Source organism: Flavobacteriales bacterium, assembly GCA_021739695.1.
Lineage (GTDB): Bacteria > Bacteroidota > Bacteroidia > UBA10329 > UBA10329 > UBA10329.
In genome coordinates this window covers 79,019-93,012 of the sequence record JAIPBM010000004.1, presented here as the reverse complement: position 1 = coordinate 93,012, position 13,994 = coordinate 79,019, and the positions used below count along the sequence as shown (strand labels likewise).

12 protein-coding genes are annotated in these 13,994 nt (G+C 45.8%); 5 read left to right on the top strand and 7 right to left on the bottom strand.

What is annotated here, in order from left to right; genetic code table 11:
• Positions 1-88 precede the first annotated feature (88 nt).
• Both K9J17_03530 and K9J17_03525 read left to right on the top strand, forming a co-directional pair.
• Positions 89-1,039 (top strand): fasciclin domain-containing protein, encoded by a 951-nt coding sequence (locus tag K9J17_03530; protein MCF8275783.1) that lies wholly within the window; start codon positions 89-91, stop codon positions 1,037-1,039.
• 87 nt (positions 1,040-1,126) lie between these two features.
• Positions 1,127-2,962 carry a S8 family peptidase gene (locus tag K9J17_03525; protein MCF8275782.1) on the top strand — a complete coding sequence of 612 codons (1,836 nt, stop codon included), beginning with the start codon at positions 1,127-1,129 and terminating at the stop codon, positions 2,960-2,962.
• Here K9J17_03525 and K9J17_03520 read toward each other — a convergent pair.
• Both K9J17_03520 and K9J17_03515 read right to left on the bottom strand, forming a co-directional pair.
• The gene (locus K9J17_03520) at positions 2,959-3,585 is read right to left on the bottom strand and encodes a deoxynucleoside kinase (GenBank protein MCF8275781.1); all 627 of its coding nucleotides are present in this window, start codon (positions 3,583-3,585) and stop codon (positions 2,959-2,961) included. The genes K9J17_03525 and K9J17_03520 overlap by 4 nt on opposite strands.
• A 77-nt stretch (positions 3,586-3,662) precedes the next feature.
• A complete protein-coding gene (locus K9J17_03515; GenBank protein ID MCF8275780.1) occupies positions 3,663-4,457 on the bottom strand; it encodes a hypothetical protein in 795 nt (264 codons plus the stop codon).
• A gap of 110 nt (positions 4,458-4,567) precedes the next feature.
• On the opposite strand from K9J17_03515, the gene K9J17_03510 reads away from it, so the two are divergent.
• Both K9J17_03510 and K9J17_03505 read left to right on the top strand, forming a co-directional pair.
• Positions 4,568-5,101 (top strand): DUF5606 domain-containing protein, encoded by a 534-nt coding sequence (locus tag K9J17_03510; protein ID MCF8275779.1) that lies wholly within the window; start codon positions 4,568-4,570, stop codon positions 5,099-5,101.
• Between the two features lie 7 nt (positions 5,102-5,108).
• Positions 5,109-6,830, top strand: coding sequence for a M3 family oligoendopeptidase (locus tag K9J17_03505; GenBank protein ID MCF8275778.1), 1,722 nt, complete (start codon positions 5,109-5,111; stop codon positions 6,828-6,830).
• Positions 6,831-6,903: 73 nt separating this feature from the next.
• Here K9J17_03505 and K9J17_03500 read toward each other — a convergent pair whose 3' ends face one another.
• Complete coding sequence (locus K9J17_03500) at positions 6,904-8,109, bottom strand: DUF3078 domain-containing protein (protein MCF8275777.1); 1,206 nt, start codon at positions 8,107-8,109, stop codon at positions 6,904-6,906.
• A 205-nt stretch (positions 8,110-8,314) separates the two neighbouring features.
• Here K9J17_03500 and K9J17_03495 point away from each other — a divergent pair, with 205 nt between their 5' ends.
• Complete coding sequence (locus K9J17_03495) at positions 8,315-10,189, top strand: DUF3604 domain-containing protein (GenBank protein ID MCF8275776.1); 1,875 nt, start codon at positions 8,315-8,317, stop codon at positions 10,187-10,189.
• Here the strand turns inward: K9J17_03495 and K9J17_03490 are convergent.
• From K9J17_03490 to K9J17_03475, 4 genes are all read right to left on the bottom strand, one after another.
• Positions 10,186-10,740 carry a hypothetical protein gene (locus tag K9J17_03490; protein MCF8275775.1) on the bottom strand — a complete coding sequence of 185 codons (555 nt, stop codon included), beginning with the start codon at positions 10,738-10,740 and terminating at the stop codon, positions 10,186-10,188. The two genes, K9J17_03495 and K9J17_03490, sit on opposite strands and share 4 nt — an antisense overlap.
• Entirely contained in the window at positions 10,730-11,740 is a 1,011-nt protein-coding gene (gene murB, locus K9J17_03485; GenBank protein ID MCF8275774.1) for a UDP-N-acetylmuramate dehydrogenase, read from the bottom strand. Before murB ends, K9J17_03490 begins: the two co-directional genes overlap by 11 nt.
• Before the next feature lie 55 nt (positions 11,741-11,795).
• A complete protein-coding gene (locus K9J17_03480; protein ID MCF8275773.1) occupies positions 11,796-13,010 on the bottom strand; it encodes a 3-deoxy-D-manno-octulosonic acid transferase in 1,215 nt (404 codons plus the stop codon).
• Between the two features lie 132 nt (positions 13,011-13,142).
• Positions 13,143-13,913, bottom strand: coding sequence for a hypothetical protein (locus K9J17_03475; GenBank protein ID MCF8275772.1), 771 nt, complete (start codon positions 13,911-13,913; stop codon positions 13,143-13,145).
• Between the last annotated feature and the right edge of the window lie 81 nt (positions 13,914-13,994).

Sequence of the window (13,994 nt, the reverse complement as noted above, 5' to 3'; positions counted from 1 at the left end):
AACATTTTTTGTTTAGCTTTTTATATAATTTATTAAACAATACTACCATGATCACGTTTACTTCACTTAACTCAACAAAATCAATTAAATGAAAAAATTACTTGTTCCAGTAACCATCCTTGCCCTGGCGCTTGGAACCTCGTTCTCATCTTGCAATAAAGACGATGACGACAATGACCCACAATCAAATATTGTTGAACTAGCTTCTGCCAATAGTGATCTTAGTTCATTGGTCGCAGCTGTTCAGCGTGCCGGACTTGTTGACGCACTGAGCGATGCTTCAGCAAACTACACTGTTTTCGCACCAACAAATGCGGCTTTCGCTACGTTTCTTAGCGCCAACGGATTCAACTCTGTTGATGAAGTGCCAGTTGAGGTTCTATCACAGATTTTGCTTAACCACGTTCTCGGAACTGAAATTAAAGCAGCAGACGTAACAACTGGTTACTTCAACACGCTTGCTACCTACAGCACCACTACCAGCAACATCGATATGTTCATCAACACTGCTAGCGGTGTAGTTATCAATGGTGGTTCTACTGTAATAACAACAGATGTGGATGCTTCAAACGGAGTTGTTCACGTGGTTGATGCGGTTATCGGAATTCCTAAAGTGCCAACATTTGCTGTTGCAAACCCTAATTTCAGCATCTTGGTGCAAGCGCTTACAAGAACCGACCTGACTACTAATTACGCTACTTTCCTAGAAGGAGATGGTCCTTTCACAGTATTTGCACCGACAAACGATGCATTTGCTGCACTTCTTGCCGAATTGAGCGCTTCAAGCCTTGCAGACATAGATGCAACTACGTTAGAAGCAGTTCTTACTTACCACGTTGCTAACGGAAACGTGCTTGCCGGTGCTTTAACTGAAAGTATGATGGTACCAACTGCACAAGGTGGTTCATTTACAATCAGCCTAACTGGTGGAGCCGAGATCACAGATGGTGCTGGTCGCGAAACCAACATCATTGCTACTGACATTCAAGGCAGCAACGGTGTGATTCATGCCATAGACCGCGTATTGATTCCATCTTAATGAGTAACGCACTCAGTTGATAGAAAGAAGCCCGGCCAATTGGTCGGGCTTTTTGTTTCACTACTTTCGATTCACAAAATCAGATCAATGAAACACATTCTACTATTCATTCTCCTTCCATTCTTGTCGTTTGCCCAGAATGAACTGAGCGAAACACACACAGCCATTTTCTTCAACACCAACGTGGATAAGGCCACACAATTGGCATTACTGAATAAATATTCCGTTTCTGATCTATCAGACATCTCCGAATTTCGCTACAAACCCTACGTGTTTGTCCCGAAAGGAGCGGTTGACACAGAAGCATTGCTTCTTGAACCAGCAGTAGATTTCATTAGCCCAGTACAATCGAACACAAAACATCAGTTCGTGACCTACCTACCGAACTTCTTCGTGCATTTGAATAATGCGAATGACATGCAATTGCTAGAACGAGAAGCAGAAAAATTAGGCATTTCCATCGTTGGACCGAATCGGTACATGGAAAATATCATTGAGTTGACCACAAACAAAAATGGAATCAATCCTATTGATGCCGTCAAAGCATTGAAAGCCACTGGATGGTTTAGAACCGTTAGCCCGAACTTGGTTCATAGCGTAAGCGATTGTTCTGTGAACGACCCTCGGTTCGACAAACAGTGGAACTTGAAAAATGAAGGAACCAGTCTGCAAGGAAACGGAACCGTGGGTGCCGATATGGACGTGGAAGCAGCTTGGAACATCACAACAGGAAGTTCTGACATCACGATTGTGATCGTTGACAGCGGAATAGATACGCTTCACCCAGAATTGGAAGGAAAACTCCTGCCCGGTTTTGACGCCATGAGCACAGATAGTACAGACACTAAAGGTTATCCTACTCCCAATTTTGACAGTGACGGCCACGGAACTTCCTGCGCTGGAATTGCCGCAGCCAATACCAACAACAACCTTGGCGTAGCTGGTGTATGTCAAAATTGTAAAGTAGTACCTGTTCGGGTTTTCCATTACGAAGTCATTTTGGGACAAGTTCAACCTTGGTCTGAAACTGCCTTCTTTTTGGCGGCAATGGGCTGGCAATCACAAGCCGATATTGACGTTTCGTCCAATTCTTGGGCTGTTCCAGATATCCTGCTTGCGCTGTATCCTGGTTCTGATACACTTGTAAATGCCGTGATTGATGAGGTTGTGGATAATGGCCGAGGAGGATTGGGCGTTCCAATGTTGTTTTCGAGTGGTAACGATGGTATTACCGATACCATTCCACTTTGGCCAGCGCGCTACGAAAAAACCATTGCCGTAGGTGCAACAAGTATGTGCGATGAGCAGAAAACAGCCTCCTCGTGCGATGGTGAAACTTGGTGGGCTGGAAATTGGGGCACAGGTTTGGATGTGAGCGCACCGGGAGTTAGAGTAGCCACAATCGACATGTTGGGCGGAAACGGGTTCAGCAACACGCAATACTACGACAGCTTCAACGGTACATCTGCTGCCTGTCCGAATGCAGCTGGCGTAATGGCGCTCATGCTTTCACAAACTCCAGGTTTGCCGGAATGGTTAGCACGCAAGTCGCTTGCCATGACCAGTGAGAAAGTAGGTGGATACGACTACTCCACTTGGAAAGAAAATGGAGGCTGGTCGAAGGAATTGGGTTACGGTCGGGTGAATGCCTTTAATGCGGTCACTTATGGTGCATCTGCAGTGGGCGACTTATCGACCGAGCGAAATGTATTGATAGAAACATATACAGACAAACACATTCTTCGCGTAAGCGATAATAGTATGGTTGAGTGGAGCCTTTTTGACATGAACGGCCGTTTGATCAAATCAGGAAGTGGAAAAGAAACAATTAACCTGTCTCACCAAGGTCTGATGCAAGGAATCTACGCCATTAGGCTGAAAGGCACTGAATTTTTCGAAACTGTGAAGCTGTTTATTCCTTAGAATAAACCGTTTATCTGGGCATCAATTCGGCTGATGATCTTTCCGAGGTCTTCATTGTCTTCGGAAAAATTATTGTCATCCACCTCAATGATCAAAAGGTTGCCTTTGTCGTACGTGCTTATCCAAGCTTCGTAGCGCTCGTTCAATCTTTTTAGATAATCCAAACGAATGGTCTCTTCGTACGCTCTACCGCGCTTTTGAATCTGATTGACCAACGTTGGAATGGAAGCGCGCAGATAAATGAGCAGATCGGGCGGGCCGACAAATTCATTCATCAATTCGAACAACGATTCGTAATTCTCAAAATCGCGGCTGGTCATCAGGCCCATTGCATGCAAATTGGGAGCAAAAATGTGCGCATCCTCAAAAATGGTACGATCCTGAATAACGGTCTTAGTCCCGTTTTTGATCTCCATCACCTGACGGAACCGTGAGTTGAGAAAATACACCTGCAGGTTGAACGACCAACGCTGCATCTCCTCATAAAAATCGTTCAGATAAGGATTATCGTCAGCAGCTTCGTATTGTGCTTCCCACTTATAATGTTTAGAAAGAAGTCGTGTCAGGGTGGTTTTACCAGCCCCGATATTTCCTGCTACTGCAATGTGTTTTGGTTGTGACATAGGCGGTCAAAAATAGTAATTGAAAGTACGCACCCAAAGTGAATTTTGATGTTGAAATCTGTGTATCAAATCCTATTTTACTTGTTAATGGAGAACATGAGCACGGCATGATCCTGCAAAACGTAAAGTTTGTTTTTCTCAATACTAACAGATTTGAACTCCGACACTGGAAGTTCAATCTCCATCTGCTCAAAGGTGAATGGGTCGTATTTAATGAGTTTGTTTTCCATTTCGAAGAAAACCCCGTTGGACCGAACTTGAACGTGCTCTGCTCCTTTGATCGGAATGAGCTTGGAATACGTACCAAATGAATCGAACACGAAAACTCCATACTTCGGGTCGTCGAGGTAAAGCCAATTTTCAAACTCCGTCATGTCGTTCGGATTTATTTCGGCACCAACCAATTGATTGACACTCGAAACTTCGTTGGTTATGTTCAAACCCTGATCAAAACGCACCAATCGGAAGCTTACAGGGTCATAAACCCAAAATCCATTATCGAAAGATGCACAGGCCAATTGCACCAATTGCAACTGCAACATATTCAGATCAACATTTTCGCGCGTTCGGCTAAGTGTGTTGTCCAAAAAAACGATCTGGCTGTATCCAGGATAGAACAGCAACAGCTTCATTGGATTGCGCGTATCTAGGTGTGTGATCTCGCCTCTGCTCAGGTCGCTGAACTGATACATGTACTGACCATCCGGATAATACAGGAACAGCTCGTGGCCGCGAGACAGATACAGCCGCCCCAACTGATCGGTAACCATGTAGTCGAAATCTCCTTCGATGGTTTTAGTCAACTTCAATTCCTGCCCACTTGCGTGCAGCAAAGATCCGAGCATATTCAAAACCAGAATTAATCTCAACATAGGTGCTAAGCTAATGATAGTAAGGGTGATTTTGCCCCTCGCAAAGACAATAAGAATGCCGATAACGGGCGAGCTAAGTGTAATACTTACTTTTGGTCAAAATTATTCAGATGAATTTGAGTGGAATTCTTTCAATTGCCGGTTATCCGGGATTGTTTAAAATGGTGAGCCAGATGAAAGGTGGTCTGGTTGTAGAGTCATTGCTTGATGGAAAACGCATGCCTGCGTATGCAACGCAGAAAATATTGGCGTTGGAAGACATTAGCATTTACACCGATGAGGACGATGTACCGTTGGCAGAAATTTTCGGTCTGTTGTTCAAAAAGACAGGTGGAAAAGTTGCCTTGGACCCGAAAAAGGATTCGGTAAAAGAATTGGGCGATTTTCTAGCTTCAGTTCTTCCGAACTACGATAGAGAGCGCGTTTTCAATTCCGACCTGAAAAAACTTTTCCAATGGTTCAATCTATTGGTTGAAAAAGGGCTTCTTAAACCTAAAGAGGAAGAGAAACCAGCGAAGAAAGAAACTGCCACTGCCAAAAAAGCTGCTGCCCCAAAATCTGTAAAAGAGGAAAAAGCAGCCACCCCGAAGCCAAAATCGGAACCAAAAGGCGCAAAAGGCGCCACCAAGAAGGTTAAAAAATAAACCATCAATGGAAAAGGAAGCTGTAATACCAACCCGCCAGAAGAGAAGATATTTGGCGGAGGATTTCCATATTGAAACCTGGGAAACCTTACAACCACTTTTTGAAGAGCTTAAAAACCGCAGCATTTCCCGCGTTTCAGAACTGGAAGAATGGCTGCGCGATCTGAGCGAAATAGAAGCAGTTCTGAGTGAAGAAACCGGATGGCGCTACATCCGAATGAACATCGATACCACCAATGAAGATGCCGCGAAAGCGTTTGATTTCATGGTTTCGCAGATTGACCCAAACGCAGCTCCTTATTCGGATACCTTCAATAAAAAACTTCTCGATTCTCCTTTCTGTAAAGAGTTGGACGTGGAGAAATACGCGATTTTCTTGCGTGTACTGAAAATGCAGATCAAACTGTACCGCGAAGAGAGCATTCCGTTGTTCACCACGCTGCAACAGATGCAACAGAAATACGGAGTAATCACCGGTGCCATGTCTATTGAACATGACGGTCATAAGTTGACATTGCAAATGGCGAACAGCTTTTTGAAAGACACTGACCGCGAACTCCGCGAATCGATCTACAATAAGGTTAACGAAGCGCGACTAAGCAAAGCACGCGAATTGGATCAGCTTTATACCGAACTGATTCGTCTGCGCGATAAAATTGCGAAGCAGGCCGATTACGCCAACTACCGCGATTATAAAATGGATGCACTAGGCAGGTTTGACTACACTGCTGCAGATTGCTTTTCGTTTCACAGTGCCATTGAGGCAGAATGCGTTCCATTGAACAACAAGGTTGATCTGGCGCGCAAAGAAGCGCTAGGTCTTGATTCGCTGAAGCCTTTCGATGCGGATGTGGATCCTTCTGGCCGAGCTGGCCTGAAACCTTTCAGAGATGAGCAGGAACTGATCACTCTTTCAATTGAGGCGTTCCGAAGGATCCGTCCTTATTATGGCGAGTGTTTGGAAACCATGCATGCCATGGGACACTTGGATCTCGGGTCGCGTTTGGGAAAAGCTCCAGGTGGTTTCAACTATCCGTTGTATGAGATCGGTGTTCCATTCATCTTCATGAACTCAGTTGGTTCGCTTCGCGATCTGATCACCATGGTTCACGAAGGCGGACATGCTGTGCATTCGTTCCTAAGCAAAGACCTAGAGATCACTGGATTCAAGAATTTACCATCTGAAGTGGCCGAATTGGCCAGCATGAGCATGGAACTCATCTCCATTGATCAATGGGATGTTTTCTTTGACAATGAAGTAGACCTTAACCGTGCGAAGAAAGAGCATTTGGAAAAGATAATGGCCACATTGCCATGGATAGCAACCATTGATGCTTTTCAGCATTGGGTGTATGAAAACCCAACACACAGCGAGGAGGAAAGAGGCGAAAATTGGATTCGTATCAGCAACCGTTTCGGAGGAAAGGTGGTTGATTGGACCGGTTATGAAGACGTGAAAAAATTCCAGTGGCAAAAGCAACTTCATCTTTACGAAGTACCTTTCTATTACATCGAATATGCCATTGCCCAATTGGGCGCCATTGCGGTTTGGAGAAACTACCGCAACAATCCAGAAAAAGCATTAGATCAATATGAAGCTGCGCTAAGTTTGGGCTATACAAAACCAATTGGTGAGATTTACGCAGCAGCTGGAATCGAATTCAACTTTACGCAAGACTACGTGCGCGAGCTGATGCAGTTCGTTTGGGAAGAGTATTCAAAACTCTAGTCAACCGATCATCTAATTTTCGACAACAAAAAAGGGCGCAAATGCGCCCTTTTTTGTTGGAATAAATCACCTTCTAAAACAAATAGCTCAGGCCTAATGTCAAGCCCTCACGGAATTGAACCCCGCGTGAAGAATAGGTTGTATTTCCGTCCTTCTGATATTTCGGAACAGTGATATCGTAATCATACAACAACTGCCACTCCAACGATGCCTGCAGGAATTTATTCACCTTCAGCGTAATCCAGGCCTGCCAGTTCACGTCCACGTTAGTACGGTTATCATACGCGTAGATCGCATTTCCGCTTCCATCAGTTCCGATCTGCGTATTCTGATCTCTACTTGCTGGATCGTAATAAACGGTGCCATCAGTTGCATCAACCGTGGTGGCAATATTGTCAATATGCTCTTTATCCATGTAATTACCGAACAATTCGACCTGCGTTTTTACGATCACATTCTTAAAAACTTCCTTTTCCAAGTTCGCTCGGAAATACCAACCAAACTCTGCGCGGTAAACACTGGTAGGTGTTTTTAGACCGTAAGCCATTGCACCTTTGCCGCCAGTTTTTGCATCATACACGTTTGCAGCAGGATTTACGAACGTGAATTTTCCTGCCACAGGAGAAAGATAGAACTGTACCCAACTAACAGGCTTGTAAGTGATACCTGCGGAAACAGTCAGATAAGCAGGAGCTGCAAATTTCGAAACGGTGGTTCGCTTGTTGATCCTGTTCGGATCCAAGTTGATCTCATCAATTGAACCATCAGCATTTAACACTGTATCTTGATGCGTGTAATCACCGTAACCGTTCAACAGTTGTGAACGGAAATCAAGCAGACCGGAAAAAAACCATTTCTGATTCTTATCCAACTCGTAGCTTCCGATGGATGTAAGCTGAAGGTTGTCTATGTTCTTTCGGAACGGGAATCTGTTGAGATTGTCCGAATACTTTTCCTGTGGAAAGAGTGCAATACCTCCAACTCCAAGAACCAAGTTATTATCCCAAGCGCCTCTACCTTTTCGGTAATTGGCGTGCACCAAGCCTGTAAAGGCAACGGAAATGGCATTCTGACCGCCCGAAGCCCAACTTTTCAAATAGGTTTGCCCGAAGTTGAGAGCTGCCGAACCTCCAATATCCCAATGTTTTGTAGAATCTGCAGATGGCGCGAGTGATGTACTGGTGGTCAATGCCGCATCCTTAATGTCTTTTTCCTGCGCAAAAGATGCAGTTGAGAAGAGGAGCGTAAAAGCTAAAAATGTAACGTACGTTCTTTTCATATAGTGTGATTTTGAGGGCGCGAAATTAAACAAACTCTGTGCGTAACAAGAGACAAATACCAGAAAACCAAATCTGACAATTAGGTTCTTAGAGGTTCTCACACAAGACCTCCACACCTTTCATTCGTTAAATTTCCAATGCTACAATGCATTTTAAGGTTTCGATTGAATCGGTAAATTGTCGGCCCAACCCCAACTGTCAGGCATGACCAGATTCTTTGTTTTTTCATTTTTCGCAACCATCATTATCAGCGGATGTAAATCACATCACAAACCCATTCCCAACCTCATTTCGGACAGAGCCACGCTGTCAAAAGATCTGGACATCTCTACCATTGAGACCAACCCGAACAAAAACCTTTATTGGGGCGATCTGCACGTTCATACCAGCCTTTCTTTCGATGCTTTTTTCTCTGGAACGCTTACCTCCTGCGATGAAGCGTATCGCTACGCGCAAGGCGAAGAAATTGAGATCTATGGACGCAAGGTGAAACTCCGCAAGCCACTTGATTTCTGCGCCATCACCGATCATTCTGAACTTCTGGGCGAATCTTATTGCGTGACCACAGAAGGCGCACCTGGCCACAATTCCCTTGTCAATCAATTCTTCCGATCCATTTTCAACACCGATTCTCCGCTTGGAGTAGACACTGCCAAACAATGGAGTATTTTTAAAAGAACCATGAAAGGCGCTGAAAAGGCTTCACGAACGCATCCTTTCTTTTTCAAAGGCTACGAAACAACCGCTACTGCTTGGGGCATCACCATAGATGCAGCCGAAAAGCATTATCAGCCCGGAAAGTTCACCACACTGATGGGATTTGAATGGACCTTGGCAAATGGCCGCTCGCATCTACACCGCAATGTCATTTTCCGCGATATGATGTTGCCAGCATATCCCGTGAGTTCGTTGGAAGCGAGGAACGAAGAAGAACTTTGGACATGGATGCAGCAGAGCACCGATGCAGGTGCCAGTCTCTTGGCCATTCCGCATAATACCAATTTGGCAGAGGGAAGTGCCTTCCGTAGCACCGACATTCGAGGCAATCCCATCTCGAAGGAATATGCGCAGATGCGACAGGATTTTGAACGTTTGGTGGAAGTGCATCAGGTAAAAGGGAATTCAGAGGTGCACCCTGCATTTTGGAAGAACGATGAATTTGCAGGCTTTGAAAACCACACATTCGGTGAGCCCAACGAAACGAATTACGTGCGTTATGGCCTGAAAAAGGGTGTTCAATTCAACCAACAATTGGGCGTAAATCCCTTTAAACTGGGCATGATCGGCAGCACAGACACCCACAACGGAACTCCCGGAAACACGGAAGAGGACGACAAAGAGATCGGCAACAAAGGCATCATCGACATTGACCCTGTGAACCGTACTTACGACCGCTGGCCTTTGGACATGACGCAACGCGTGGCCGAAGTGGTTAACCCAGGAGGTTTGGTGGCCGTTTGGGCCGAAGCGAATACGCGAGGCCATATTTACGATGCGCTTCAGAGGCGCGAAGTGTTTGCCACAAGCGGCAATCGTATTCAGCTTCGCTTTTTTGGCGGAAACGGTTTCAATCCAAGTTTGAATGAAGACCAGATGTTGAGCGATGCCTATCAGAAAGGCGTTCCGATGGGAAATGACCTAAAAAACCCGAATGAGAAACCGCAGTTTCTTGTATGGGCCAAGCGCGATGAGGACGGAGCCACGCTCGACCGCATTCAGATCATCAAAGGTTGGGCCGATGAAAACGGAGCGGTGTATGAGGAAATTTTCGATGTTGCTCTTTCGGATGGCAGAAAATTGAATGCCGATGGAAGTGTGCCCGACAATGGTGCTGTAGTGAATCTAACAACGGGAGAATGGTCGAAGGACAAAGGCGCGGAAGAGTTGAAAGTGATCTGGACAGATGAGGATTTCAACCCGAAGCACCACTCCTTTTATTATGTGCGCGTGTTAGAAGTGCCCACTGCCAGTTGGCGATTGTGGGACATGATCCGCTACGGTAGCGATTTCAGTAAGGAGAAAAATCTGGTCATTCAAGAACGGGCATGGTCATCGCCCATTTGGTATTCGCCTAACTAGAATTTAGAACCGCCTTGGCGCAATTCGCTTTGGAACTTGGCGCCATTGTTTCTGAAAATATTGAAGTACTTCTGACCAGTTTGTATCTGTTTGAGAAGGTATTTCTTGTCCTGCTCATTCTCGGTTTCGAAAGCCGCGTCAAAGGCTTTTTCAGTATCGTCCTGTAGCCAATCTATCAAGGTTCGTCCATCGCGTTCAATGATGTTCATATCAACACGTGCATCGTACACGTAGAAGAAACCAATATTCAATGCGTCTTCAAATACCACTTTGCGCAGGACACTTCCGCCTCTGAAACCTGGTTCCTCGTCACAGTAAAAACAACCGTAGTACTCTTTGGTCCAGGCAAGCACCTGATTGAGGCTGTTGCTGGCGCTTTTACGCTGCATGAGGTCTTTGATGTAAGAAGCCTGATTGTTCTCTATACCACTACAGACCTTCTTGTTGTAATACGAACCAACCTTATTACAATCGGGTTTGGTTTGAGCAATGGCCGCAAATTGTAACCCTGCTACAAACACACAGGCCAAAAGAATCCTTTCAATAAACATTAACCTCTCTTTCAAGTTGAACGCCAAAAGTATCGTAAACCGATTTCATAATCTGTTCGGATAAATTGAAGATTTCAACACCCGAAGCCTCACCATAATTGACCAAAACCAAAGCCTGTTTTGCGTGACTTCCTGTGTTACCAACCACCTTGCCTTTCCAGCCGCATTGCTCTATAAGCCAGCCAGCAGCCAACTTGGTTTCATTGCCAGATGGATAACCAGGAATGCTCGGATGCTTCGCTTTCAGTTCTTCGTACTGCATAGTTGGAATCACTGGATTTTTGAAGAAGCTTCCTGAATTACCAAGCTCTTTCGGGTCGGGCAATTTGCTTTGACGGATGTTGATAACCGCTTGACTCACATCCTTGATAGTAGGTGATGAAATGCCAAGCCGCTCCAGTTCCTCTTCAATGGCTCCATACGAGGTATTGACGTTTGCTTGCTTGGCCAATTTTAGGGTAACCGAGGTAATGACGAATTGTCCCTTCAATGCACGTTTGAAAACGCTTTCGCGGTAACCGAACTGGCAATCGGAGGCCGAGAAAGACACTACGTTTCCGGTGGTCATTTCCACTGCTTCCAACGAATGGAACACATCTTTCAACTCCACGCCATACGCACCAATGTTCTGCATGGGAGAAGCGCCAACATTTCCGGGAATGAGCGATAGATTCTCGATGCCTGCAAACCCACGATCGATGCAATGCATGACCAATTGATGCCACACCACACCTGCGCCCGATCTAACAAGCACATGATCGGCTGCTTCGTTCACCACTTCAATTCCAGCCAGTTCATTCTTAATGACCAAGGCATCTACATTGCGGGTGAGCAATATGTTGCTACCTCCGCCCAAAATGAAGCGTTCTTCTTTCTGAAGCTTGGCGTCAGCCAGCACATTCTGAAGACAGCTGACCTTAGCCACGCGCACCAGCAGTTTAGCTTTTACCGCCAACCCGAAGGTGTTGTAGGGTTGCAAGGAAATATTGTGCTCAATCATCTTAGGCGAATATAGACCTATTGTATGCCCGATCCTTGGCGGAATGGATGAGCTATCAACAGGCGACCGTGTATTTCAGGATGGCCTCTGTGGCGCCTTTTCGGCTTTGCATAAAGCGGAGAATGGCGTTTCGAAGTTCGGTGTGATCGTTGGTCAGGAAATCTTCCAGCCAGACCAGCAGCTGCTGCTCGTCAGAAATGCTAAACGCAAGGCCTTTGCTTGCCATTTCACCAGCATCTGGGAACCGCGACTGGTCGGGACCGAAAAGCGTAGGAACGCCATAGGCTGTTGCCTCCAATATATTGTGCAAACCTGTTTTGAAACCTCCGCCCACGTAGGCCACATCTGCGTAGCGGTAAAGTTTATTCAAGATTCCGATGGAATCGATGATAAGCACGTTTGCATCTGAATCTTGAATCTTGGAATAACGATTGGCATTCGGAAACAGTTTTTCTATGCGCTGGATGTTCTCCTCTCCTACTTCGTGTGGAGCGATGAGCCACTTTGTATCAGGCAGATGAATTACTCCGCTCACAAACAGTTTTTCGTCCTCTGGCCATGTGCTGCCACAGACAATGAGCTTTGAAGTGCCTTTAAATGCTTCTACGGTTCTGTTCGATTCGCCCAAGGCTGCAATTTCCATTACACGGTCGTAGCGCGTATCTCCACAGACAGTTGTGTTCATCACTCCAATTTGATGCAGCAGTTTTTCCGAATCGGCATCGACCAGAAAAATGCGGTCGAACAGTTTCAACGCTTGGCGGGCAACGCTTCCGTAGAACTTGAAATACTGTTGGCTCGGACGGAATTGTGCCGAGATCAACATCAGCTTTGCTCCCTGCTTTTTGGCTTCGGCCAAATGATGAAACCACAGGTCGTATTTGACAAAAATGACCTTGGTTGGTCTGATGGCCGCTACAAAACGCTTGGCATTTGAAGGTGTGTCGAGCGGCAGATAGAAAACGTGATCAGCCGTGGCGTAATTCTTTCGCACTTCGAAACCTGAAGGAGAAAAGAAGGTGAGCACAATTCGCAGTTCGGCATCTGCTTGCTTGAGGCGTTCCATAATGGGGCGCGCCATTTCAAATTCGCCCAAACTGGCGCAATGCACCCAAAGCGTTTCGCCAGCAAATGCGCCTGCCTCCTGCTCTACTCTTTCAAGCAGAGCGATTCTTCCTTCATGCCATTTTTTGGCCTTCGGATTGAACGCTGCCGCCAATCGGACCGCGAGCCCGTAAAGTCGGATGCCGATGTTGTAAAACGCAAACATGTCAACAAAAAAATCCTCCGCCTCGTTCCTCGGCACCTCCTTTTGAAGGAGGAACTAGCACCTTCCCCCTTTTAAAAGAGGGTGTTCCGATGGCGCAGCAAATCGGAACGGGTGATTTATCGCGCACAGTCATCAGTAATAATAGTATTTGTCTTGATTGCGCTTGTAGAAAGGCATCATCCAACCAACGCGGAAACCGATGAGGATATCGAGGTATTTGTCGTTTTTCACACTTCTAGTGGGAATATCGTAGCTCCTTCGGTTGCCTGTAAAACCTTGCGTAAACTCTAATCCGCCATAGAAGTTGAGCAACCGCGTGCTTCCTTGAAAATTGTAGCCGATGAATTCCTGAATAATGATGCCATTGGTGAGGCGGTCGTAGCCTTTCTTATAATCGCCCAAAATCTGCGGAACATCATTCGATTGGGCCTTATAACGAATCCAATGTTCCATAAAACCGCCCCCAACAGTGAACATGAAACCGGAATTAGGATTGGGCGACACCCAAGGAAATATTTTCCCGAATTGAAAATTGACCATGTAGCCCATTTGCGAAATATCGACATAGGCCTGTTCTCCGCCTTTTCCGATGATGATATTGCTGGATGTGATGAGCGATGCCAAAAGACTGTCTTTTCCCACTACGCTGGTTCCGAAAATGTAATGGCCGCCAAGGCTGAATATCCAATTAGACTTGGTTCTGTAGGCGATAGATGCGCCAATGTTGTTGGTGAATCCGAAACGGTCGGCATAGTCTCCGATCGGAATCTGTGCGGCATACGACACACGGAAAAGCACGCTTCCAACAGCGCTATCCTTGACCATGGTGTCGTTTTTCGGGTCGTCTTGCGCAAAAATGCTTGCGGAAAACAAGAGACAGAATAGAGTAAAAAGGTGTTTCATGCGATGCTGACAAAAGTAGTATTAACCCGTGCTTGCGGATTTAATTGTGTTTGTGGTTGTTTTTGAAAAGAAGCCAATGCA